Source organism: Mycolicibacterium mageritense, from assembly GCF_010727475.1.
In the GTDB taxonomy this organism is placed as follows: domain Bacteria; phylum Actinomycetota; class Actinomycetes; order Mycobacteriales; family Mycobacteriaceae; genus Mycobacterium; species Mycobacterium mageritense.
In genome coordinates, this window is sequence record NZ_AP022567.1 from 7277436 (window position 1) to 7301733 (window position 24298).

Below are 24298 nucleotides of genomic sequence, written 5' to 3' on the forward strand. Positions count from 1 at the left end.
TCGCCCACGACGATCATGGTCGATGGTGGTAGAGGTTCGGGCTCTTTCTGCCATCAGAGATGGCGCAACTGCGGTCGGGTCAGCCAGCGGAGTCAGTCCCGCACAATTCGTTCGACACCCTCGAAGGTGGTGAGGAACCGGTCTGCGTCGACCAGGTCGAAGCACAGTGGCGGTCGAACTTTCAAAACGTTGCCGTCCGGGCCGCTGGCAGAGATGAGCACGTACCGCTCGCGCAGTTCGTTGACGTAGCGGGCCGCCAGTGCCGCGTCGGGAAGTAATTCTCCGTCGGAACCCGGTTTTCGCACATCGACCCCGATGAACAGGCCTGCTCCACGAACCGAACTCACCCGAGGATTGTCGCCTGTGATAGACGCGATCCCTTCCTTGAGCACCTCGCCGACAGCACGGACGTTGTCGAGCAGCCGTTCATTGCGAATGGTTGACAGGACCGCGTGTGCGGCGGCGATCGACACCGAGTTGCCGCCGAAGGTGTTGAAATAGCGCATATCTCGCCCGAACTGTTCGCCGATGTCTGCCCGCTGCACGACAGCGGCGATCGGCATGCCGTTGCCCATCGGCTTGCCCAGGGTCACCATGTCGGGTTCTATCCCGTGCCGCTGGTAGCCCCACCAAGAGCTACCCAGGCGGGTGAACCCGGGTTGGACCTCGTCTGCGATGAACAAGCCGCCAGCGGCACGGACTGCGGCAACCGCCGGTGCGAGGAAACCCCGCGGGTCGGCAAAGATGCCGTCACTGGAGAAGATCGTGTCGGCGTACATCGCAGCCAGGCCGTAGCCGTGCCGCGACAGGTCGTCGATCGCCGCACGCACCCCAGCCGCGAAGTGCTGGCCCAGATCCCCATCGACTGCGGACGCGTCGGGCGCGTCGACGACTCTCACGTGCGGGCCGAGTGCGGAGCCAGCACCGAGGGATGGTGAGAACTCGGCGACACGCGCTGTGAGCCCGTGATAGGCGTTGCGTGTCACGATGATGCCCTCGCGCCCGGTCTCGTGCCGCGCAATCCGATAGGCCAGGTCGTTTGCCTCTGATCCCGTACACGTGAAAGTGACGTGCTGGAACGTCGACTCGAAGGTACTCAGCAGATCCTCTGCGTAGGCAACGACACCCTCGGTGAGGTAGCGAGTGTTGGTGTTGACCGTGGCGGCCTGCCGACTGAGCGCTTCGGTGACTACCGGGTGGCAGTGTCCAACGCTGGGGACGTTGTTATAGGCGTCCAGGTAGTCGTTTCCGGCGGCGTCGAACAGGTGAGCCCTTTCGCCCCGGACGACTTCGACGGGGCTGGCATAGAAGAGCCGATACCCGGGGCCGAGTACCCGCTGTCGGCGTTCGAGCAGTGCCTGTTCTCGTGCAGGCAATTTCGGGGCGGTTGCCGGGTCGTAGGAGTTGACCATCGTGGAGCGTTGTTCAGACAAGGGTCTCGCCCCCATCCGCAACGATGGCCTGACCGGTCATGTAGGCGGCGCGTTCGTCGGTCAACAGCCACGCGGCGAGACGACCGATCTCCTCGGCACTCGCCATCCGACCCAACGGAATCGTTGTGCCGACCTGGCTCAAGAACTCGTCTCGCCCACCCACCAGCGACCAGATCGGCCCGTTGAACGCGGTGTCCACGTAGCCAGGACACAAGGCGTTGAACCTGATTCCAGACGACGCGTGGTCCCGGGCCAGGCACCGCACCAGAGCGATCGCGGCCGCCTTGGTCACTGAGTAGGCAACCATCTCGGACTCGGCCAGCAGGCCACTGTTGGACGCGGTGACGAGGAAGGAGCCGTGGCTGAAACGAAGGGCCGAGAGAGTAACGCGCGAAATCAGCGCGTGGGCACGCACATTGACCGCCCAACTCTGTTCCCATTGTTCTGCTGTCACGGCCTCGATGCCACCGCTGATCTGTACGCCCGCGTTCGACCAAACGGCATCGACTCTGCCTAGGGCAATCATTGATTCGCGCACCGCGACTTCCAAAGCCGCAGTGTCGCCGGCGTCGACAACGCACCAATGCGCGGCGCCCACGGCGGTCGCCACGTCACGCACCGCGTCGTCGCGGTCCAAAAGCGCGAGCTTCCAGCCACGCTCAGCCATGTCGCGCACCCCGGCGGCCCCGATGCCATGGGCGCACCCGCTCACGATCGCTGTGGGTTGAGTCATCGTCGTTCTCCTTGGGTGTGTCTGGGATGAGAAAGGCGGGTGTTCCGGATCAACTTTCAACCCTCGCCGGCGCCGAGAACCAGGCCCCAAGCAACCGCACAGCGTGGACCGAAGCGACCGGCGACGTCCGCGATAGCTACCTGACCCAGGTGTGCGAATCGGGCTGCAGCGGTGACGAGCTCGGCGTCTTCGGCGCCGCCGCCGGCCAAGAGGAGTAGCGCGTCATCGGCGAAGCCTCCACGCAGAACACGGCGCGCCCGCAACAGGCCTCGCTCAAGAACGGTCGCTTTGATGCCTAAGCGCTCGCGGTGCCAGGTCTCGGGCGCCAACCGGCTGCCGAGCGGCACCAGGTCGCCATGCGCTGTGACCAAGCTGAGCCGGCCGACGGACGAGCCCGGGACAGGATCCTCGGGAAACTCGCGCACTCCGTCTTCTCTGGCAATCAGGTGTGGTGTCTCCACGCGCACGGCCGGGTGCATTTTCGCGTTCTCTGCCAGGGTTGTCGAGATTGACAGCGACAACGCCACCCCTGCTGTGATCAAGTCGCCGGCGCCGGCGACGGCCACCGAGTCGTCGCCGGTGATGACATCGAGGGTGCCTGCGCCGATGTCAATGACGACCACTTCGCGGGGCAGGCCGGGAGTGGAACGTGCGCCGATCCAGCCTGCCCTGGCCTCGGCCCCACCGACGAACACCGGTCGCATGACGATCTCGGCAAAGACGGCGCACACGTCATCAAGAGGAGCGGCCGAAGCCAGGACCGCCAGCGGCACCGAATCTGATACTGAAAGATCAAGAGCCGCAATATCCCTCACGCCTCCTGGGCAAGCGTTCAGGGCCGCCGACAAAGGCGTACCGGAGGTGGCCGTCAGCGACCTGACACCGCCCGGAGGCACCGCTCGGGCCAAGACGTCCGCCGAAGCCGGCAGCAACAGCCGCCGTTGCGCATGACTGTCCTCCCAGACAATCTCGCCGATCACTCGGTGTTCACTGGCGTCCGGCTCGGCATCAGCTTTGACGAGGACCGCCGCGGACACAGATGCGAAGTGGCGTGTGAGCGGCAGCAGGGCTGGTATCGCCGCAGGCCCTAGGCGCAGTGAGTGCGCCAGAAACACCGGGTCGGCAAGTCGGTTGACACCGTTCCCGCGAGGGGCTGACTCGCCGACGACGAGCGTGCCATGAGCGATACCGGACAGCGGGACCGTATCGATCGTCGGGCATGCGAGGCTCGTGCGGTTGCCGATGAGAACAGCTTCGTCCTTCTCGACAAGAACGCCGACAATGTTGACCTCCCGGTCTTGGGCAGCCGTAAGTTCGCGTGCCGCGTCGGCAAAGTCCCAAGCACTGTCGATACCGACTACAAGTGGCTCGTCGGCGGAGGTGGAGTCGAGCTCGTCAAGCCGAACGTAGCAACCAGCGAACGCGCCAACGCCCGTGCAGGTCGCTGCATCTGGAACGTCGAGGATGTCTACGGGCAGTCCAGCGTCTGGCTTCCGCCGCGGCCACGAAGCGTCGACCACCGGTGCCGGAGCAAGCTCGGCAACGATCACCGCGTCAACGCGTTGACCGCATTCCAGCTCCAACCGATGCACAAGATCAGCGGCGGCCTTGACCGATTCGAGACCGCCTTTTATGCCCACGGTGGCAACGCGATCCGCGACAACAGGTGTCGCGCCGAGCCCCGGCCCCCGAAGACGACCGATCGCGACCTCGGTCGTGCTGTTGCCAATATCGACCCCGGCAACCAGAGCGTCGGGCCGCAAGCTCGCACGGTCGTAATCGGTTGCGTGCCTATACATCCCCATCACGGGTCACAGGTGTCACGGCTGCCGCCTCGGTGAACAGGGCAGCGACCAGCGGCATGCCCCGGTTCCGCAGCTCCTCCCCCACCGAGCGCAACCGGTCAGGGGTCGCACGCCCGGGACGCAGGAGCTCGTAGTACTCCAACAGCTGGTCTTCCGGGACGGCAACCAGCTCGGCTGCCCGCAACAAGTTCTCAGCCAGTTGGACGTCACCGTGCTCACGGGCAACAGCTGCTTGGCGTGCCAGACCGTCGGGAGAGATGCGGATGTCGTCGGGACCGATCTCACCGGCCAGGACGGCACCCACGTTCACTTCGTTGACTGGCCGACCGGACTGGGCGCGGGGAACATCCGCTCCAGCATGTGTCGAGTTCACATCAGATCCTTCCACTCGATCGTCGTGGGTCGCGCGTTGACGTCGGAGGCAGCACGTTCGATGGCGACCAAAGCCACGGTGAGCGCGTGGTACCTCGCGGTGATCGCTTCTTCTGTGTAGGGGTTGCGGATCGGCCGGGGAGCCATGTTCTTGACATAGCCGCCTGCGTTGAGGCCGATAGTGCGGTACATGTCCGTAGTGATGAGCGGCGCGGTGCTCAGCAGTTCGAGGTTCGCCAATGGGGGCAGGTCGCGACGATGGATCAGGACCGTTCCCTTGGCTTGTAGGCCGACGCCGATGCCAGAACCGGCCAGTCTGGCCGCACTCAGTCCTATCTGGCCGAGGTCAATACTGTGACGTATCCGCACGATTCGACCGTGACACCCCTGCTCTTCGATCCCGGCGAGGATCTCGCGAAGCATGGTGCGTATTGGAACGCCGTTCGTGCCGACCCATAGATCCTTCGCGAACGCGGGGCTGACGCCTACCACGACGTCACGTGGGTCATGCGACGTGACGGCTTCATCGTGCTCGACCACTTGGTCCGGGGTGGCGTGATCGATCTGATTCTTCGACAACGCCGCGAAGCTGACTGCACGCGGTGCGTAGGTCACTTCGGATCGTCGATGGGCACTCATTCGGTAGCCCGTGCCCGGGCCCGCGTAGGTGTTCGGATCGGTGTGGGCACTGAGCAAGTTCATCTGCTCGTCGAAGATGGCGGCCGGCTGCAGGTAATCGCCGACGACGCGATGCTTGACCATTTCGAGCACCCGTTCGGCTTCGATCTCGAATCCGGTCTCGGCCAACGCACGCACCACGTCAATCGCCGTCAACTGGCGACGCTCAATCGCGCTGGCGGCAATCTGGGCCGAGCTCGCATTCGCCTCCGGCAAATCCTTGCTTCCCGAGGCCAGCGCCGCTGCCTCCACCTGCTCATCGGAGAAGTCGAAGAGGTCGAGGTGGCGGTAGACCGCCTGAACGGCGGCAGCGGCACGCCGGCGCACGTTGATCAGGGTGTCGCGATCGACCGACCGCAGCCCGCCGTCGACCTCCCAGTCGCGCTGAACGAGCAGGTAATCCTCCACATCTTCGCCGTTGAAGTTCGACGGACCGAACATGTTGTCATAGCGCGGCACGCTGCCGAAGCCGGAGAAGATGAAATCGCTGCCCGTCAAGATGAGGGGCAGGCTGCGCGCGGTGCGCCGGATGTCCGATTCGCTGACCAGCGTGTCGTTGCCGGAGCACGACTCCATCCCCCGCACCATCACCATCAGGTTTTCTGCCAGCAGTCCCTTGAAGCCGGCCGGGACGCTGCCGGCGACGCTGGCGCCGTCAATACCGCCGTTCTGGACGCCTTGCACACCCATGGCTCGAGCGAGGGAAACGCACCGAGACTCCAGATAGAGCATCGATTTGGACTGTGCGGCGCCCATGAGGACTTCACTGCCGGCGCCGGACGTTACGCGGACCTTGATTCCGCGGCTCGCGTAGGCGGAGATCAGGAAGGTTTTGGACCATGGTGTGTCATCACCGTCTTCGAATACCTGGTCGGTGCCGTAGATGCTGATCGTCTCGGCGTACGTCGTCAGCCCGCGTACGCCCAGCTTCAGTTCGAAGGCTTCCTCCACTGAGCACTGTGTGATTGCTCCGGGATGAGCGACTTGGCTTCCGACGAGAAGGGCGACCGCGTTGCTGGCCGCGTCGGGGAACACCGGCACTGTCGTTTCGAGTTCGCGGAACCCGCGGGCCACAGCCGTTGCGGCATCCGCAGCGAGCAGAAGAGGGTCATCGAGCCTGTTGGTGACGTGAGCCTGAATGGAGGGTGTCTGCCGCACCCGCATTTTCGCTACAGCGGTCATCAGCTCGTGCGGTTCCAGGAGTCGCACGACAGCAGCGAGCTTGGCTGGGGTGAGTCCCCCTGCGAGGCGGCTGACTTCGGCACGTGGAACGCGCAAGTCGACGAGCATGCGCGCCAGATCGATGTCGGGAATCGCCATCGCTTGCTCGGCAATCGCGACGTCGATGCCGCGCAAGGCAATGAAAGTGTCGATCTGGTCGAAACGTTCCTCGGGCACACCGTCGAGCTCGACTACCCGGCCATCTCTGATGACCACTGAGGGCTCAGGATCGTAAGGACTGTGAAGGGCGATCAGTCCCCAGTCCGGTTGCTCCTCGGCGAGGCCGTCGAGCATGGCAGAGCCGGTTTGACCTGTCTGCGTTGGCTTTTCGTCCCGATTCATGCGTTCATGTCCTCGCTAAGCACCGCGGGCGGCGGCTGAACTGTCTGCTTCGGCGGCCCGGCCTCGCCACTGTTGATCTTGCGGCGAAGGTAGAGCGCCCAGTACAGAATTCCGATGAGAAGTGCGTAGCCGAAGTACTCGGCGGCTACTCGGTTGCCCTCGGGAATGGTGCCGTAGGCGATGACGACGAGCGACCAGGCAATTCCGACACCTGCCAGTGGTACGAGCCAGCGACCGAGGCTGAAGTATCCACGGGGCGCGGTCGGGATCGTGCCGCGCCGCTGACCGTAGATTGTGGCAACCATCGTCAGTAGGTATGTCGTGTAGTACGCAACTGCGGTGAGACTCAGCACCTTCGCAACAAGGCCCGCGGAGAGGAGATTGATCCCCAACGCGAACACGCCAACCACGACCACACACCGCACTGGAGCATGCGTCGTGGTGCTCACCTTCGCGAGGCGCTTCCCGAACGGAAGCACGTTGTCTCGGGAGAGGGCGAAGAGCATCCGTGTTGCCACGGTGACGTTGGCCAACAAGGCAGCGAAGATGGAAACCAGCGCGACGACCTCGATGAACCGTGCGGCGCCGGTCCCGAGTTGGGTGCTCACGACGTAGAACAGCGGATTGCGGCCCTGGTTCACGGTGTCCTCGATGCCAAATGGGATCGCCATGGCGAAGATCGCGTAGATGACGAAGCCGGCAATTCCGCTCACAAGCACGGCGCGGACCATGGCCCGCGGCGCTGTCCGCCGTGGGTCGTGGGTTTCTTCAGCAAGATCCGCAGCGCCTTCCCAACCGAGCAGCGTGTAGAGAGGGAGAAGCGCGGCAAGGCCCAGGACGCCGAGCCCGATTTCCCCGCCGCCCACCGGGTTGGTGTCGAAGAGCACTGAGGGCCCTTCTTTGTTGTCGAAGAAGAACATCAGCCCGACAACCGTCACAGCGCCAAGGCCGAGGGTGCCCACCAGTTCGGTGGTGGCTCCGATGTTGTTTATCCAGCCGGCTGCCTTGACTCCCACGATATTGATGATCACCGCGAGCGCGATCGCGATGCCGGCAACCAGCTGGATCTGGCGCTGTGTGGGCGAATCCCACACTTCTGGAGCGAATACCGATGCCATTGCGAGCGCGATACTGGCGGTTCCGACGAAGAAGCTGCACAGCGCAACCCAGCCCACGGCTGCGCCAAAGTGTGGCCCCACAAGGCGCGAGGACCACTGGTAGGCGTAACCGGTGACGGGCATCCGGGCGGCGAGATGCCCGTACACGAGAGTCAGCATCAGCACGCCTGCTGTGACGGGTAGCCATAGCCAGATTCCCACTCCGCCTAGCTTGGTGAACGGGTCGGCAAAGAGCGTGAAGATGGTTGTCGTGATCGTCACCATCGAGAAGCTGAGCGCGAACGACGTATAACCGCCGATGGCACGCGAAAGCTTTTGTTCGTAGCCATATTTGGACAGGTCGTCGTCATCCCTCTTGTCGGATTGCATATTTCCTCCGTAGTGGTTCGAAGCGCGAGTTGGGTCGATGGTCGGGTTGCGTGCGTCGGTGTCGAACGTCAGGTCAGCCTGCATGCGCGCCGGATTCGGTCAAGAGCCCACCGTGGATCGACCCGCGAGATGTGCTCCACGGCCGGCCACGTGTCAGCCATCCGGCACCGTCCATATTTGACGGCCTCAGTGTGCTCAAGGTCGGCGGTCCGACGGGTCCAGAGGGTCGCGTTGAGGCACAGTCGTGTCGCGGCTAGTGGGAGGACCGCCTCGAGTTCGGCGTCGCTGAGCGCGGAGCGGAAGTGATAGCCGCTAACGACAGCCGCTGCGGCGTCGATAGGTGCCGATTGACGCAGCATTGCGTACGCCGCGGCGATCGCGGGGTCGGCAACGCGGAATGTCCGAAGGGCATCGTTGAAGTCAAGAATTCCGCTGATCCGTTGACGACCTTCTACATCCGACATGACGAGGATGTTGTAGTCGTTAAGGTCGTGGTGCACTGTCGCTCGCGGCAACTGCCCCAGCAGAGGTTGGACAGCGTCGAAAATGTCGAGGACGCGACGGACGGCGTCGGCATGCTCGGACGACCGCAGAAAAGGGATGTTGTCCTGCAGAGTCTCGACAGCTGTGCGGAGATCCCAAGGATGGGTCGCCATCGAAGCATCGTCGAACGATAGGAGCGCCTCAGTGAGTTCAGCAGACGAACGCCCGAGGTCGCCCAAGAGCTTCAGCGTCGGACTGACGTGAGCAAGAAGGTCACCCTCGAGCCAGTTGAAGACCCTCATCTGCCAACCGGCGATTCCGTCGATTAGCGGCGTCGAAGTCGCCCCTTGAAGGTTCGCGACCAGGTGTGGAACCGGGAGCCACGGCGCCTCTCGAGCAACGTGGCACAGGATGTCATCACGCCACCGTTCGTCTTCACCTCGTGGTGCACTGATCTTGACTAAGAACCGACCACTTTCTGTGTCGACCCGTACGTTCATGTCGACTTCTCCGCCGGCGGGCTTCGCGTCTATAACGTCAAGCCCATACGTTTCGCGTAGCGCATCTGCGATAACGGAGATCGGAACGTCGGGAGACCCGGGGGCGGTGCTGTCGACGGACCGCTGATCCGTTTGTCGCTCGCTGGCGAGGCTCCTGGAATCCATGCAGATATCGGACCGCATAGTTGAACCCCTACGGTAGTGCGCTCGCCCACTGAAATTCCCCGTGAGATTGTGCACGGTGCACTGTCGGGCAGCGTAAAGCGAAGTTGTCGAGGCCGCGCAGATACCCACGTTCGGGACCGTCCGCCAAGCGCCTGCAATCGCCCGCGAGTGCGATGGACAGTGGTGCACCGTGCACATCGCAGTGCGAAGTTTCAGTGAACGGGTAGGCGCTCAGCAGCCGTGATTCGGGTTCTACGCAGACCCCGACACCTGCCATGTTCGACCGCCCCTTCTGAGCGCGGTCTGCCCGGTCGATCGACACGTCGACGACGGCGTCGTGTTCGGCCGTATCGTCGACGCGATCCATCGCCTGGACCCCAACACCGCAGCGTCCGGCGACACCTTCGGCGAAGCGGCCATAGCGACCGATACCGGACTCGTTGTCCCACAACAGTATTCGAGTAACCGCACCGATGTGTTGGGACTTCGACTGCCGCATGCCAACCAGCACATCCCCAGTGACTCGCGACGCGGTCCCACGTGCGCCGCAACAAAGGCTCCTATATGCACTTGCAGCTATATAGATCAGATGCAATACTCGAGACATGGATGTCTTCGAGGCGGTAGCCGAACCCAGTCGACGGGCCCTGCTCGACGCTCTCATCGACGGAGAACGCACCGCGGGTGAGTTGGTGGCGACCCTGCCCGGGCTGACCCAGCCGACCGTGTCGCGGCATCTCAAGGTGCTGCGCGAGGTCGGCCTCGTCGAGGTGCGTCCGGACGCTCAGCGGCGCATCTACGCGCTGCGCAGCGACGGCCTGATGCAGATCGACGCCTGGATCGACCGTTACCGCCGCTACTGGACCAACCACCTCGACGCCCTCGAGCGCCATCTCGAATCGACCCACAAGGAGACGAAATGACCAGCCGCGAAGGAAAACTCACGGTCGAAGGCGACCGGGCGGCACTCCTGTTCGAGCGCCGGCTGCCCTATCCCGTCGACGCCGTATGGGCCGCCATCACCGATCCCGCGCAACGCGATCAATGGATGGGCACGACGACGATCGACGCCCGAGAAGGCGGCACCATCGAGATGGTTCCGCACTCGCCACCGATCCCACCGCAGCAGAAGACGATGACGGGCCGGATCCGCGTGTGGGATCCACCGCGAGTGTTCGAGCACGAATGGAACCAACCCATCCTGACCGACACCGGATCCGGCGTCGTGCGCTACGAACTCACGCCCGACGGCGAGGGCACACTGCTGCGGTTCAGCCACCACGGCCTCACCGTGCGTGACGCCGAGGGATTCCATCCGGGCACGCATGCGTATCTGGACCGGCTGGAGGCCCACCTCGGCGGCCAACCCCTGCCCGACTGGGCTCAGCGCTACCAGGAAGTCGCTCACCTTCTGAGAGGAAATGATCATGCCGCACAATGGAACTGACATCGCCGCGCCCACCGTTGCGGTGGTCTACCACTCCGGGTTCGGCCACACCGCGACCCTGGCCGACGCGGTCGCGGCGGGTGCGCGCGACGCCGGTGCCGAGGTCAGCATCGTGGCCGTCGACACGCTCACCGAGGACGACTGGAACCTGCTCGACGGCGTCGACGCGATGATCTTCGGCAGTGCGACCTACATGGGCAACGTGTCCGCCGGATTCCAGGCCTTCGCCGAACAGACCGGCAGACGCTGCATGAACGGCGCCTGGCGCGACAAGGTCGCCGGCGGATTCACCAACTCGGGCGCCAAGAGCGGCGACAAGTTCGCCACCCTGAGCTCACTGGCAGTGTTCGCCGCCCAGCACCACATGCATTGGGTGAGCCTCGGTTTGGGCGCGGGCTGGAACAGTTCGACGGGCAGCGAGAACGACCTCAACCGCCTGGGCTTCTGGCTCGGCGCGGGTACCCAGACCGATGTCGACGCCGGCCCGGCCGACGTCCACCCCGCCGATGTCGCGACGTGCCGGCATCTGGGCGCACGCATCGCGCTGGTGACCCGCCAGCTCAACATCGGCCGGTCGGTCAGTCCAGCGGCTCCAGTTCCTGCAGCATCGTCGGCACCAACTCGCTGACGGTCGGGTGGATGTGCATGGTGCGCGAGATCGCGGTGTAGGGCTTCTTCGCCGTCATGATGTCGAGGATCGCGTGCACCACCTCGTCGCCGCCGACACCGAGGATGGCCGCGCCGAGGATCTCCTCGGTCTCGGCGTCGACCACCACCTTCATGAAGCCCTGTGTCTCGCCCTTCTCGACGGCGCGACCAACCCGCGTCATCGGACGCTTGCCCACCAACGCCTTTCGGCCCGATGCCCGCACCTGCGCGACAGTCATCCCGGCCCGCCCCAACGGCGGATCGATGTAGAGCGCATAGGTGGGGACGCGGTCGCTCACGCGTCGCGGATCGTCGTCGAGCAGGTTCGCGGCGACGATCTCGAAGTCGTTGTACGACGTGTGCGTGAACGCGCCCTTGCCGTTGCAGTCCCCCATCGCCCAGATGTGGTCGGCGGTCGTGCGCAACTGATCGTCGACCACGACGTAGCCGCGCTCATCGGTGCGCACCCCGGCGAGCTCCAGCCCCAGATCGTCGGTGTTGGGTTGACGCCCGACCGCCAACAGCAGGTGTGTGCCTGCGATCGGCTCAGCCCCGTCGCGTGGAGTGACGGTGAATCCCGTGTCGGTCTTGGCGAATCGAATGGCGTTGGCGTTCAACACGACATCGATGGCCTCGGCGGTCAGGATGTCCTTGATCGTGGCCGAGACGTCCTCGTCCTCGCGGGAGGTCAGCCGTGGCCCCTTCTCCACCACGGTCACCTGCGCACCGAAGCGCCGGTACATCTGGGCGAACTCGAGTGCGATGTAACTGCCCCCGATGATCACGAGATGCTCTGGCACCGTGTCGAGTTCGAGGATGCCGACGTTGGTCAGGTAGTCGATGTCGGACAGCCCGGGAAAGTCGGGCACCACGGCGCGGCCACCCACGTTGAGGTAGAACCGGTCGGCCTGCAGCAGCGTCCCGTCGACATCGACGGTGTGCGGGTCGACGAACCGGGCGTGGCCGCGGATCAGCGTGGCGCCGTCCATCCCCTCGAGCCACGACTCCACCCCGTGCCGGTCGTCCAGCATGATGCGGTCCTTGCGGGCCTTGACCTTGGCCATGTCGACGTCGACTTCGCCTGTGCCGATGCCGTATTCGGCTCCGCGTCGGGCCAGGTGCGCGGCGTGCGCGCTGGCCACCAGGGTCTTGGTGGGGATGCACCCGTAGTTCACGCACGTACCGCCGACCAGTTTGCGTTCGATCACCGCGACGGTCTGGCCGGCAGCGGTCAGCCTGCCCGCCAGGGGCGGACCGGCCTGGCCGGCTCCGATGATGACTGCGTCGAATCGCTGAGCAGTGGGCATCGCGGCGACCTAAAGCACCGAGGTGAGCGCGGCGACCGCGAACCCGCCCAGCACCGCGATGGCGTCCTCCACCAACGCGACCGGCAGATCGTGGCCGCCGTTGGCCTCGACCAGGCGCTTACGAGCCTCATATCCGCCGAGCGTGCCCAGCACCGCGCCGACGATGCCTGCGCCCAACCCGCCGAACGTGTAACCCCACGCGGTGCCGATCACCGCGCCCGCGAAGGCGCCCGTGGCCAGCCGAGCGATGAACTGCACGGGGGTCTTCCGGCTCGGAGTGGCGGGCAGTTGGTCGGTGACCAATTCCACGACCAGCAGAACCGTCAGCACCGTGACGGTGATCGGGTGGTCCAGCCAACTCGCCCAGGTTCCGTCGAGATTGATCCAGTCGAGTGCGGCCGCCCACGCGACCACGGCAGGCGGGGTCAACGCCCGCAACCCGGCCACCACCCCGATCAACAACGCCAGCAGCAGAACCAGGAAATGCGTCATGGCGACCTCCGTGCCGTGGAAACGTCACCCGGACGCTAACACGCACGGCGGCAGCGCACCGGCTATCAGAACCGGCAGAACCGGATGTCGGACGCCAGAATCGCTTTGGCGCCGATGGCCGAGATGGCGTCCATGATCGAGTTCACGTCACGCCGCGGCACCAACGCGCGCACCGCGACCCATGCCGGATCCGCAAGTGGCGCAATGGTCGGCGACTCCAACCCCGGCGTCACCGCGGTGGCCTGCTCAAGCACCTCGCGCGGGCAGTCGTAATCCAGCATCAGATACTGCTGGCCGAACACCACGCCCTGCACCCGGGCGGTGAGTTGATCGCGGGCCGCGGCGTTCTCGTCGGCGCCGTTACCGTCCCGTTCGATGAGCACCGCCTCCGATTCACACAGCGGTTCCCCGAACGCCACGAGATTGTGCAGGCCCAGGGTGCGGCCCGAACCGACGACGTCGGCGATCACGTCGGCGACCCCGAGCTGGATCGAGATCTCGACGGCGCCGTCCAGCCGGATCACGGTCGCGTCGATGCCCTGCGCCGCCAAGTCTTTTCGCACCAGGTTCGGGAACGAGGTGGCGATGCGGCTGCCCGCGAGATCCTTCGTCGTCCACTCCCGGCCGGCCGGCGCCGCGTAGCGGAAGGTCGAGTTGCCGAACCCGAGCGCAAGCCGCTCGCGCACCGGCGCATCCGAATCCGCGGCCAGGTCGCGGCCTGTGATACCGAGGTCGAGCTGACCGGAACCGACATAGATGGCAATGTCTTTGGGCCGCAGGAAGAAGAACTCGACGTTGTTGTTGGGGTCGACGACCGTCAGATCCTTGGGATCGCGCCGGCGCCGGTACCCGGCCTCGGAGAGGATCTCGGCCGCGGACTCACTCAGTGCCCCCTTGTTGGGCACGGCAACCCTGAGCATGCCGTTCACAGTTTCCGGTAGACGTCGTCGAGGGTCAGGCCGCGAGAGATCATCAGCACCTGCGTCCAGTACAGCAATTGGCTGACCTCCTCGGCGAGTGCCTCGTCACTCTCGTGCTCGGCGGCCAGCCACACCTCGCCGGCCTCTTCGAGGATCTTCTTGCCGAGTCCGTGCACGCCGGCGTCGAGCGCGGCGACCGTGCCGCTGCCGGCGGGCCTGGTCTGCGCCTTGTCGCTGAGCTCGGCGAACAACGCGTCGAAGGTCTTCACGGACATGAATTGTTTCATGCGCCGAGGGGTTGCCCGAGTGGGGTGCAATAGAGGTGTGCGTGATGCCCTGCAACAGCTGCCCACCTACACCGCGCGGGTATCGGCGATCCGGTCGATCCTGGCGCACCACCTGCCGCTCGCCGACCTGGTCCAGAACAACCGCGTGACGAACCCGATCGCGCCGGTGGAGTGCCTCGCGGCGTCGTGGGGTGCGACGGTGACCGCCGTTCCAGAACTCGTGGTGTCGGTTCACCACGTCGAGGACTTCGCCGAAGAAGTGGAGCTGCTGCGCTACATCGCGGGTATCGAGGACGGTTCGATCGAGGTGGCCAGGCCGCGAGCCGACGAGTTCGCCCTGGTGCAGGAGAAGCTCAGCACAGTCCAGGCCGTGGTCGGAAACTGTGCGGTGCGCATCCGCCACGACGGCACCGCGCTGCGCGGGCTGGTGGCTCCGGCGATCGAGATCGCCACCACAGGCTGGACGGCCTACACCGACGACTATGTGCCGCCACCGCTGCCGCCCGGGGCCGACGCGCCGATCTGGAACGTCTAGGTGACCGCAGGCTTCTCGTCGTGGGTGATCTCGTCCTGCATGTCCTCGAGATGCTTGCCCTTGGTCTCCTGCACCCATCGCGAGACGAACAGGAACGACAGCACGGCGCACAGCGCGTAGAAGCCGTACGCGACCCCGAGCATGTTGCTCAGCTGCGGGAAGGTCACCGTGATGAGCCAGTTGGCCACCCATTGTCCGGCGGCTGCCAGGCCCAGCGCGGCCGCGCGGATGCGGTTGGGGAACATCTCGCCCAGCAGCACCCAGACGACCGGCCCCCACGACATCCCGAACGCGACCACGAACAGGTTGGCGGCCACGAGGGCGACCGGTCCGGCGACGTCACCGAGCACCGGCTTGCCGTCGACCTGGGCCGCCGTACCGAAGATCACCGCCATGGTGCCCAGCGTGATCGCCATGCCGGCCGAACCGGTCAGCAACAGGGGCTTGCGGCCGACCTTGTCGATCAACGCGATGGCGATCAGCGTCGTGACGATGTTGGTGATCGATGTGATGACGGTGATGACGAACGCCTGGCTCTCGCCGAACCCGACGGCCTCCCACAGCACGTTGGAGTAGTAGAAGATCACGTTGATGCCGACGAACTGCTGAAACACCGACAGCCCCAGGCCGACCCAGACGATTCCGTGAATCCCGCCGGTCGGCTTGCGCAGATCCCGCCATGACGGTGGCCTGTCGGACTTCAGCGAATCCTGGATGCGGCTGATGGTGATCTCCAGGTTCTTCTCCCCCAGCAGCATGGTGAGCACCTTGCGGGCTTCCGGAATCCGGTACTTGGACACCAAGTAGCGCGGCGACTCGGGGATTGTGTAGGCCAGCGCGCCGTACACGATGGCCGGGATCGCCATCATCAGGAACATCCAGCGCCAGGCCGCGAGCCCGAGCCAGAGTTCCTCACGTGACCCACCGGCCAGGTGCGCGAGCAGCGCATCGATCGCCAGCGACACGAAGATGCCGGTGACGATCGCCAACTGCTGCAGTGAGCCGAGGCGTCCGCGGATGCGCGGCGGCGAGGTTTCGGCGATATAGGCCGGCGCGATCACCGAGGCGACGCCGACCCCGAGGCCACCGACGATGCGGAAGAGCACCACCAGTTCGATGTTCGGCGCCATGCCGGTGCCGATCGCGCTGATCAGGAACAGCAGCGCGGCGATCTTCATGACCGACAAGCGGCCGATCCGGTCCGCGAGACGTCCCGCGGTCATGGCGCCGACGGCGGCACCGAGCAACGCCGATGCGACCGCGAAACCCAGCGTGAGTTCGCCGATGCCGAACTCGTCGCGCAGCGCCGAGACGGCGCCGTTGATAACCGCGCTGTCATAGCCGAACAGCAGGCCGCCGAGTGCGGCGACCGAGGCGATGCGCACGACTTTGCCGCTGTGCTCGGATTCCTCGTAGTCCTCCAGACCTGACGGGGAGTCCCCTATAGGACCATGACCGGCCATGTGACGACCTTTCCGCATCAGTGCGTGATCTGTGCCACATCACAATCGCACAGTCAGACCGCGGATAGGGCCATATCCGGCCGCGCCATCGACGTCTCAGGCAGTGCGTTGACCGGGATCGACGCCGAGCTCGGCATGGATCGCCTGCAGGTCGGCCACGTCGAGAAGGGTCAGCGATTCGACATGCCTGCGCCGCGGCCCGTGCGGGACCGCCATGTCGTTGGGCACCACCAGCACAGGGCACCCGGCGGCCTCGGCGGACGCCGTGCCCGTCACCGAGTCCTCGACCGCAAGGCACCGCTCGGCGGGCAGCCCGAGCAACTCGGCCGCACGCAGATACGGATCGGGCGCCGGCTTGCCGCTCGGTACCTCGTCACCGCACACGGTGACCGAAAAATAATGGCGGCCAATGCTTTCCAGCGCGCGCTCGGCGAGGTCGCGACGCGTGTTGGTCACCAGCGCCATCGGGATGCCCGCGGTGAGCAGGCGGTCGAGCAGCTCCTGGGCACCGGGCCGCCACGGCAGGCCCTGCTCGAACAGGTCTCCCGTGTAGTCGTGCAACCAATCCTCCGATTCGGCCATCGCGACCGGGTCGGGTTCGAGACCGACGTCTTCGTAGACGATCCGCATCACCGTCTCGGCTGAGCCACCCAGCGTCGACTCCCGCACCTCGGGAGTGAGCACCGCACCCATCCGCGCATACAGCGCGTGCATCGAGACGTCCCAGAGTTTTTCAGAGTCGACCAGGGTGCCGTCCATATCCCACAGCACCGCTTTCACGCCCCGATTGTTTCATGGCAATCTGCCGCAAGTCACATCGCCTACGTGCAGGTATGGTGCACAGCACACGCTGTAGAGGTTCGGGGGCCGGGTATGACGCAGTGGGGACACGGCGGCGATCCGTTCGGCGGTGCGCCTTTCGGCGGCTCACCGTACGGCGGTCCACCCCAGTTCGGCCCACCCCAATACTCGGCACCTGCACCCCCGCCGCCCCGAGAGACCAACACCTTCGCCACCCTCTCGGTGATCTTCGCGTTCGCCTTCGCACCCGCAGGCGCGATCTTCGGCCACATCGGGCTCAACCAGATCAAGCGCACCGGCCAACCCGGTCGCGACCGCGCCATCATCGGACTCGCCCTGTCCTACGCCATCATCGCCATACTCGTTGTCGCGCTGGCTATCTGGCTGATACTGCGCGACACCACGCCGTCGTCTCACAGCTCGGAGCGGACCGCGCCGTCGGCCACGGCGCCACCCAGCGCGTCGCAGAAACCGACAACCTCCACGCCGACCGGCGTTCCGTCGTCGCCATGCGGCGGGTTCGAGCCACCAGCCCTGCACTCCGGCCGCACGGTCGATGACACCGCACTGCCAGGTCTTCTCCTCGATGTGACCGCAGCCCAAGAGCTGATATCGAGGCAGCACAGCACGCTGGGGTTGACCGCTGCGCCCCAACGCACCGAACCCCTCGCCGAGCCCTTTCCCTTCGGCACCGTCGCACCGTCATCCTGTACGGCGGTCGTCTTCGCCGGCTCGGCCGAGGCGTATCGCGACAGCGACTACCGTGGCTTCGTGATGTCCACGATGACCGCTCCCGACGGCACGGTCATCATCCAAACCGCGTCCAGTTACTCAGATCAGGAAGCCGCACACCGCGCCCTGACCGGCTACAGCGCCAACCTGGGCGAGCCGGACAGCACCGGCCACGCCACCTACACCCCGTCCGCAGGTGGCTCCCCGGCCGAATTGCTGTTCAGCCTCAACAACTTTGACGGCGGGAGTTCGCCCTTCATCCTTGGCAACTACTTCGACCACAACAACCTTGATGCCGGGTTCGGCGGGACACGGGCAGTCTTTCAGAGCGGAAACGTCCTCATCGACATCTCGGTATCCGGCATGGATTATTCGACGACCGGCGACTCACACTTCATCGCCATGGAGATCGACAAGCGGCTGAAATGAGCACGTGGACAGTGGAAGCGGTAGCGCACACCGCCTGGTTTGGCGCTGAGGCAGGGTCATGACCCAATGGGGATATGGCGGCCCACACCACTATTCGGCGCCGCCTCCGCCACAGCGCCAAGAAATGAACACCTTCGCAACGCTGTCGGTGATCTTCGCATTCATCTTCGCCCCCGCCGGCGCAATATGCGGCCACCTCGGGCTCACCCAGATACAACGTACCGGCCAACCCGGCCGCACCCGCGCCATCATCGGACTCACGCTGTCCTACACCATCATCGTCGTACTCATTGTCGCGCTAGTCGTTTGGCTGGTACTGCGTGGAGATGCAGACACACCGCCACTTGCGACGTCGGCACCCGGGCCGCAAACCAGCGCCACGGTCTCGCCCACCGCTCCGACCGCAGCGACCTCCGAGGACGTGTTCGCACTGTCATGCGGCGAAGGCGCTGGGCCGCGAGCCGAGTGGCCCGGACGTACCGTGAGCGACGCCGAACTCGGCAGTATCCCGATGGACCTCACCGACATCAAGAGTGCACTGAAGTCCGACGTGTCCGTCGACAGGCTCGCGGCGGATCCGCCGCGGACGGATTTGTTGAGACCGCCATACCCGGACGGAACGGTAGAGCCGGCCGCATGCACGTCGCTGGTGTTCGCAGGCACCGCCGACGCATACCGCGACATCGGTTACCGGGCCGTCTATCTCACTCGAATCTCCGCCCCTGCACCCGAATATGTCTCGGTGATCCAGGTGGCCAGCAGCTACCCCGACAGCGCGGCAGCACTTCGCGCCCTGGAAAAACTCACCATGCATCTCGTGGAGGCCCGGGGTCCCACGATCAAAGTCACCCGAACTTGGGGTGAAACCATCACGCTCGAGCGACCGCTGGTGAGCGAGACAAAGTTCGTTTATGTGCTGGCAAATCAGGCAGGCGAGATAAAGAGCCGATTCGATCGAGTCCTCTTCCAAAGGGGAAACGTCGTATTCGATCTTTCCCTGCAGAGCCGGTCCAGTGTGAGCGAGATTACGTCGATGGCGGTGAGCATCTCACACCGTCTGGGCTAGCGCCGTCGACAGGGGTCAAGCGTGCCTCGCGCCTGTCTGCCTCAGCTGTCGGCCCCCTCACCTACGGTGGGTGGCATGACGATTCTTGTGACCGGCGCCACGGGGAACATCGGCAGGCGCATCGTGGACGAGCTGATTCGCTTGGGCGGCAACGGCATCGGGGAGGTCCGGGCACTCACAAAAAACCCCGCCAAGGCAAACCTGCCCGCGGGGGTCGAGGTTGTCACCGGCTACCTCGGCGAACCCGAGTCCCTGGACGGGGTCTTCGACGGGGTCGAGCGCATGTATCTGGCTCCGTATCCGCCCACGTTGGCTGCCACGCTCGAGCGCATCGAACACGCCGGGGTCGGCTACCTGGTGGCGCTCTCCGGCGGTGCGCACTGGTCCGAATATGCCGACATCGTGCGCGCGTCCGGTCTCCCCCACACCCAGCTCGGGCCGGGCGAATTCACCGACAACTTCACCATCTGGGCCGAGCAGATCAAGCAGACGGGAACCGTTCGCGAACTCTGCCCGTCGGTGGTCGAAGCGCCGGTCAGCATGGACGACATCGCCCGTGTCGCCGCGCAACTGCTCGTCGAACCCGCGCGCCACGGCGAGATGCTGGAGCTCACCGGACCGGAGGCGCTCAGTCGCGCCGACATCGCCCGCCAGATCGGCGTCGGCATCGGCAGGCCCGTCACCGTCGAGCAGTGCGACCGCGCCGAAGCCGAGGCCACGCTGCGGCCCGTCATGGGAGACGCCGCGGCGTGGTATCTCGACACGATCAGCACCAACGAGGAACCGCAGCGGGCCAACCAGCTGGTGGCCGAGCTGACCGGAACACCCGCGATGTCGGTCGCGCAGTGGGCCGCGCGGAACGCCGACAAGTTCCGTTAGGGCTCAGTCCTCCGGGTTGTAGCCGAGATTGGACGACAGCCACCGCTCGGCTTCGGCCAACGTCCAGCCTTTGCGCTTCGCGTAGTCGGCGACCTGGTCCTGGGCCAACCGGCCGACCACGAAGTACTGCGACTGCGGATGCGAGAAATACCAGCCGCTGACGGCCGCGCCGGGCCACATCGCCATCGACTCGGTGAGCTCGATGCCGGTCCGCTTGGTGACGTCCAGCAACGAGAACAGCGTCGTCTTCTCGGTGTGCTCCGGGCAGGCCGGGTAGCCGGGGGCCGGGCGGATACCGACGTACTTCTCGGCGATGAGCGCCTCGTTGTCGAGCCGCTCGTCGGGCTGGTATCCCCAGAACTCCTCGCGGACCCGCTGGTGCATCCGTTCGGCGAACGCCTCCGCCAGCCGGTCGGCCAGCGACTCCAGCAGGATCGCGCTGTAGTCGTCGAGGGCGGCCTTGAACTCCATGATCTTGTCCTGGCTTCCGAGGCCGGCGGTGACCGCGAAGGCCCCGACGTAGTCGGCCAGGCCGGTGTCTTTGGGCGCGATGAAGTCACCCAGCGACCGGTTGGGGATGCCGTCGCGGTGCTCGCCCTGCTGGCGCAGATTGTGCAGCGTGGTGAGCACCTGGGAACGGGTCTCGTCGGTGTACACCTCGATGTCGTCGCCGACCGCGTTCGCGGGGAAGAACCCGATCACCCCGTTGGCCGTCAGCCACTTCTCCTTGATCAGGGTGTCGAGCATCTCCTGGGCGTCGTCGTACAGCTTGCGGGCCGTCTCACCCGTCGCCGGGTTGTTGAGGATGTCGGGGAAGCGGCCCTTCATCTCCCAGGCATTGAAGAACGGCTGCCAGTCGATGTACTCACGCAGCTCGGCGAGGTCGTAATCATGAAAATCGCGGACACCGAGTCCGTGCGCCGGCACCGGCGGCGTGTAGCCGTCCCAGTCGATCGGCGTCCGGTTCGCGCGCGCCTTCTCCAGCGTCAGCATCGGCCGCTCGTTCTTCTGGGCGTGCCGTTCCCGCAGGGACGCATAGTCGGCCTCGGTGGCCTCCAAGAGCGCCGGTCGCTGCTTGTCGTCAAGGAGTGCGGCCGCGACCGGCACCGAGCGCGAGGCGTCCTTGACCCAGACCACCGGACCGGTGCGACGCGGCGCTATCTTCACGGCCGTGTGCGCACGTGAGGTGGTCGCGCCACCGATCAGCAGCGGGATCTCCAGCCCCTCGCGTTCCATCTCGACGGCGAAGTTGACCATCTCGTCCAGCGACGGCGTGATCAGGCCGGACAGCCCGATGATATCGGCGTTGTGCTCCTTGGCCGTGTCCAGGATTTTCTGCGCGGGCACCATGACACCGAGGTCGATCACCTCGAAGTTGTTGCACTGCAGCACAACCCCGACGATGTTCTTGCCGATGTCGTGGACGTCGCCCTTCACCGTCGCCATCACGATGGTGCCGTTGGTGTCCTTGGAGTCAGCGGTGCCGCTCTGCTCTTTCTCCGCCTCGATGAACGGCAACAGGTAGGCCACGGCCTTCTTCATCACCCGGGCCGACTTCACCACCTGCGGCAGGAACATCTTGCCCGAGCCGAACAGGTCACCGACGACGTTCATGCCGTCCATCAGCGGACCCTCGATCACCTCGATCGGCCGGCCACCGGCAGCGGCGATCTCGGCCCGCAGCTCCTCGGTGTCGTCGTCGACGTGGGCGTCGATGCCCTTCACCAGGGCGTGCGTGATGCGCTCGCGGACCGGGAGGCCACGCCACTCGGCTGCCCCCTGGTCCTCTTCCTTGCCTGAGGCCTTGTTGAACCTCTCGGCGATCTCCAGCAGCCGCTCGGCGGCGTCCTCGCGCCGGTTCAGGACCACATCCTCGATGCGATCCCGCAGTTCGGGGTCGATCGAGTCGTAGGGCACCAGTGCGCCGGCGTTGACGATGCCCATGTCCAGACCGGCCTTGATGGCGTGGAACAGGAACACCGCGTGGATCGCCTCGCGGACCGGGTTGTTGCCGCGGAACGAGAACGACACATTCGAGATACCGCCGGAGATGTGCACCCCGGGGAGGTTCTCCTTGATCCACGCGCAGGCGTCGATGAAGTCGATCCCGTAGGTTGCGTGCTCCTCGATACCGGTCGCCAGCGCGAAGCAGTTGGGGTCGAAGATGATGTCCTCGGCCGGGAAGCCGACCTCTTCGGTCAGGATCCGGTAGGCCCGCCCGCAGATCTCCTTGCGGCGCTGCAGGTTGTCGGCCTGGCCCTGCTCGTCGAAGGCCATCACGACGACGGCGGCGCCGTACTTGCGGCACAGCCTGGCCTCACGGACGAACTTCTCCTCGCCCTCCTTCATCGATATCGAGTTGACGATCGGCTTGCCCTGCACGTTCTTCAGGCCCGCCTCGATGACCTCGAACTTGGAGGAGTCGATCATCACCGGCACGCGGCTGATGTCGGGCTCGGCGGCGATCAGCTTGGTGAACCGGTCCATCGCGGCGACGCCGTCGATCATGCCCTCGTCCATGTTGATGTCGATGACCTGCGCACCGACCTCCACCTGCTGCAGGGCAACCGACAGCGCGGTGTCGTAGTCCTCGGCCTTGATGAGGTTGCGGAACCGGGCGGAACCGGTGATGTTGGTGCGCTCGCCGATGTTGACGAACAGCGAGTCCTCGGTGATGTTGAGCGGCTCAAGGCCCGCGAGCCGGGTCGCCACCGGAATCTGCGGCACCTCGCGCGGCGGCACGCCCTCGACCACCTTGGCGATCTCGGCGATGTGCGCCGGCGCCGTTCCGCAGCACCCACCGACCAGGTTGACCAGACCGGCCTGGGCGAAGTCGGCGACATAGCCGGCCTGACGCTTCGGGGTCTCGTCGTACTCGCCAAAGGCGTTGGGCAGGCCCGCGTTCGGGTAGCAGGAGACGAAGGTGTCGGCGATCCGCGACATCTCGGCGATGTACGGCCTCATCTCGGGCGCGCCGAGGGCGCAGTTGAGGCCCACCGCGAGCGGCTTGGCGTGCCGGATCGAATTCCAGAACGCCTCGGTGACCTGACCGGACAGCGTGCGCCCGGAAGCGTCGGTGATGGTGCCCGAGATGATCACCGGCCAGCGGCGGCCGCGCTCCTCGAACAGCGTCTCCATGGCGAACACCGCCGCTTTGGCGTTGAGCGTGTCGAAGATCGTCTCGACGATGAGGATGTCGGCGCCACCGTCGACCAGGCCGTTGGCGGCTTCGAGGTACGCGGCCACCAGCTGGTCATAGGAGACGTTGCGAGCACCCGGATCGTTGACGTCCGGCGAGATCGACGCGGTGCGCGTCGTCGGCCCCAGTGCTCCGGCGACGTAGCGGGGCTTGTCCGCGTTCGTGAACTCGTCGCAGGCTTTGCGGGCCAGGGCGGCGCCGGCGTAGTTCAGCTCGTAGCCGAGCTCCTGCATGCCGTAGTCGGAGAGCGAGACCGCGTTCGCGTTGAACGTGTTGGTCTCCAGGATGTCGGCACCGGCCTCGAGGTACTCGCGGTGGATGCCCTCGATGATCTGCGGCTGTGTCAGGTTGAGCAGGTCGTTGTTGCCCTGAACCGGGCTCGGCCAGTCCTTGAACCGCTCGCCGCGGTAGCCGGCCTCGTCGGGCCGGTCGCGCTGGATCGCCGTGCCCATGGCGCCGTCGATCACCATGATGCGCCGCAGGAGAGTAGCCGCCAGTTCCTCGGTGCAGTCGGGACGGATGTTCGGCTCGAAGGCACTCGACGCCGGGAAATTCGACTCAGAGGCGTTCACATACTCTCCTTCCGTAACGGAAGGCGTCCTTGTCTCTGCCGAGCGTGGCGGATACGGGCAAAAACCCGGAACCGTTGCAACGCCTCTCGACCAGAAGAGTCTACGTTGTCATCCGACAGACGTGTGGACGCCCAACTCGTCGCCGCGATCGGCCAGCCCCACCCGGCGATACGCGATCTTGTCGGCAATGTCGTCGTCATCAGGCTAACCAGATTGCAGCGGCACGTATTTCGTATCGGCGGCGCCTGCGCCCGCCGAGCGCGGGTCGTAGGCGGAACGGTCAGCGGCATTCACATCAACAG

22 protein-coding genes are annotated in these 24298 nt (G+C 65.3%); 7 read left to right on the forward strand and 15 right to left on the reverse strand.

The features are described 5' to 3' along the window. Positions 1 to 92: 92 nt before the first annotated feature. The 8 genes from G6N67_RS35195 to G6N67_RS39770 are packed head-to-tail and all read right to left on the reverse strand — an operon-like array spanning position 93 to position 9718. Complete coding sequence (locus G6N67_RS35195) at positions 93 to 1412, reverse strand: aspartate aminotransferase family protein (RefSeq protein WP_036439199.1); 1320 nt, start codon at positions 1410 to 1412, stop codon at positions 93 to 95. A gap of 13 nt (positions 1413 to 1425) precedes the next feature. Continuing rightward, the gene (locus tag G6N67_RS35200; RefSeq protein WP_036439198.1) at positions 1426 to 2166 is read right to left on the reverse strand and encodes an SDR family NAD(P)-dependent oxidoreductase; all 741 of its coding nucleotides are present in this window, start codon (positions 2164 to 2166) and stop codon (positions 1426 to 1428) included. 56 nt (positions 2167 to 2222) lie between these two features. Continuing rightward, the gene (locus tag G6N67_RS35205; protein WP_036439196.1) at positions 2223 to 3929 is read right to left on the reverse strand and encodes a diol dehydratase reactivase ATPase-like domain-containing protein; all 1707 of its coding nucleotides are present in this window, start codon (positions 3927 to 3929) and stop codon (positions 2223 to 2225) included. Between the two features lie 28 nt (positions 3930 to 3957). Next, positions 3958 to 4359, reverse strand: coding sequence for a diol dehydratase small subunit (locus G6N67_RS35210; RefSeq protein ID WP_081812802.1), 402 nt, complete (start codon positions 4357 to 4359; stop codon positions 3958 to 3960). Further along, complete coding sequence (locus G6N67_RS35215; RefSeq protein WP_081812766.1) at positions 4341 to 6584, reverse strand: propanediol/glycerol family dehydratase large subunit; 2244 nt, start codon at positions 6582 to 6584, stop codon at positions 4341 to 4343. Before G6N67_RS35215 ends, G6N67_RS35210 begins: the two co-directional genes overlap by 19 nt. Further along, entirely contained in the window at positions 6581 to 8155 is a 1575-nt protein-coding gene (locus tag G6N67_RS35220) for an APC family permease (protein WP_081812765.1), read from the reverse strand. The genes G6N67_RS35215 and G6N67_RS35220 overlap by 4 nt, the downstream gene beginning before the upstream one ends. Next, positions 8140 to 9219: a phosphotransferase gene (locus G6N67_RS35225; RefSeq protein WP_163642423.1), complete on the reverse strand. Its 1080-nt coding sequence runs from the start codon at positions 9217 to 9219 to the stop codon at positions 8140 to 8142. The genes G6N67_RS35220 and G6N67_RS35225 overlap by 16 nt, the downstream gene beginning before the upstream one ends. A gap of 28 nt (positions 9220 to 9247) precedes the next feature. Beyond that, complete coding sequence (locus G6N67_RS39770; protein ID WP_407663298.1) at positions 9248 to 9718, reverse strand: hypothetical protein; 471 nt, start codon at positions 9716 to 9718, stop codon at positions 9248 to 9250. 106 nt (positions 9719 to 9824) lie between these two features. On the opposite strand from G6N67_RS39770, the gene G6N67_RS35235 reads away from it, so the two are divergent. From G6N67_RS35235 to G6N67_RS35245, 3 genes are read left to right on the forward strand one after another with little or no spacing between them, the layout of a single operon-like run. After that, a complete protein-coding gene (locus G6N67_RS35235; RefSeq protein WP_036439189.1) occupies positions 9825 to 10142 on the forward strand; it encodes an ArsR/SmtB family transcription factor in 318 nt (105 codons plus the stop codon). Continuing rightward, positions 10139 to 10666, forward strand: a complete 528-nt coding sequence (locus G6N67_RS35240; protein ID WP_036439188.1) for an SRPBCC family protein — start codon at positions 10139 to 10141, stop codon at positions 10664 to 10666. Before G6N67_RS35235 ends, G6N67_RS35240 begins: the two co-directional genes overlap by 4 nt. Then, a complete protein-coding gene (locus G6N67_RS35245; RefSeq protein WP_179976782.1) occupies positions 10647 to 11294 on the forward strand; it encodes a flavodoxin family protein in 648 nt (215 codons plus the stop codon). The genes G6N67_RS35240 and G6N67_RS35245 overlap by 20 nt, the downstream gene beginning before the upstream one ends. Here the strand turns inward: G6N67_RS35245 and G6N67_RS35250 are convergent. From G6N67_RS35250 to G6N67_RS35265, 4 genes are all read right to left on the reverse strand, one after another. Beyond that, positions 11245 to 12621, reverse strand: a complete 1377-nt coding sequence (locus tag G6N67_RS35250; protein ID WP_036439186.1) for an FAD-containing oxidoreductase — start codon at positions 12619 to 12621, stop codon at positions 11245 to 11247. The two genes, G6N67_RS35245 and G6N67_RS35250, sit on opposite strands and share 50 nt — an antisense overlap. 9 nt (positions 12622 to 12630) lie before the next feature. Next, the gene (locus G6N67_RS35255; protein ID WP_036439184.1) at positions 12631 to 13113 is read right to left on the reverse strand and encodes a DUF4126 family protein; all 483 of its coding nucleotides are present in this window, start codon (positions 13111 to 13113) and stop codon (positions 12631 to 12633) included. A gap of 65 nt (positions 13114 to 13178) precedes the next feature. Beyond that, complete coding sequence (hisG, locus tag G6N67_RS35260) at positions 13179 to 14033, reverse strand: ATP phosphoribosyltransferase (RefSeq protein WP_036440498.1); 855 nt, start codon at positions 14031 to 14033, stop codon at positions 13179 to 13181. A 5-nt stretch (positions 14034 to 14038) separates the two neighbouring features. Further along, positions 14039 to 14320: a phosphoribosyl-ATP diphosphatase gene (locus G6N67_RS35265; RefSeq protein WP_036439182.1), complete on the reverse strand. Its 282-nt coding sequence runs from the start codon at positions 14318 to 14320 to the stop codon at positions 14039 to 14041. 37 nt (positions 14321 to 14357) lie between these two features. Here G6N67_RS35265 and G6N67_RS35270 point away from each other — a divergent pair, with 37 nt between their 5' ends. After that, a complete protein-coding gene (locus G6N67_RS35270) occupies positions 14358 to 14855 on the forward strand; it encodes a DUF7956 family protein (protein WP_036439180.1) in 498 nt (165 codons plus the stop codon). On the opposite strand, the gene G6N67_RS35275 is transcribed toward G6N67_RS35270, so the two are convergent. Together G6N67_RS35275 and G6N67_RS35280 are read right to left on the reverse strand one after the other, a co-directional pair. After that, positions 14852 to 16318 carry a sugar porter family MFS transporter gene (locus tag G6N67_RS35275; RefSeq protein WP_036439178.1) on the reverse strand — a complete coding sequence of 489 codons (1467 nt, stop codon included), beginning with the start codon at positions 16316 to 16318 and terminating at the stop codon, positions 14852 to 14854. The genes G6N67_RS35270 and G6N67_RS35275 overlap by 4 nt on opposite strands. 96 nt (positions 16319 to 16414) lie before the next feature. Further along, a complete protein-coding gene (locus G6N67_RS35280) occupies positions 16415 to 17098 on the reverse strand; it encodes an HAD family hydrolase (protein WP_036439176.1) in 684 nt (227 codons plus the stop codon). Between the two features lie 93 nt (positions 17099 to 17191). Here G6N67_RS35280 and G6N67_RS35285 point away from each other — a divergent pair, with 93 nt between their 5' ends. The 3 genes from G6N67_RS35285 (at position 17192) to G6N67_RS35295 (ending at position 20225) form a co-directional block, all read left to right on the forward strand. Then, positions 17192 to 18280 carry a sensor domain-containing protein gene (locus tag G6N67_RS35285; RefSeq protein WP_036439174.1) on the forward strand — a complete coding sequence of 363 codons (1089 nt, stop codon included), beginning with the start codon at positions 17192 to 17194 and terminating at the stop codon, positions 18278 to 18280. 124 nt (positions 18281 to 18404) lie between these two features. Then, on the forward strand, positions 18405 to 19346 hold the full coding sequence (locus G6N67_RS35290) for a sensor domain-containing protein (protein ID WP_036439172.1): 942 nt from the start codon (positions 18405 to 18407) through the stop codon (positions 19344 to 19346). Between the two features lie 75 nt (positions 19347 to 19421). Continuing rightward, the gene (locus G6N67_RS35295) at positions 19422 to 20225 is read left to right on the forward strand and encodes an SDR family oxidoreductase (RefSeq protein ID WP_036439169.1); all 804 of its coding nucleotides are present in this window, start codon (positions 19422 to 19424) and stop codon (positions 20223 to 20225) included. Between the two features lie 3 nt (positions 20226 to 20228). On the opposite strand, the gene metH is transcribed toward G6N67_RS35295, so the two are convergent. Further along, a complete protein-coding gene (gene metH, locus G6N67_RS35300) occupies positions 20229 to 23996 on the reverse strand; it encodes a methionine synthase (RefSeq protein WP_036439167.1) in 3768 nt (1255 codons plus the stop codon). Positions 23997 to 24298: the final 302 nt, after the last annotated feature.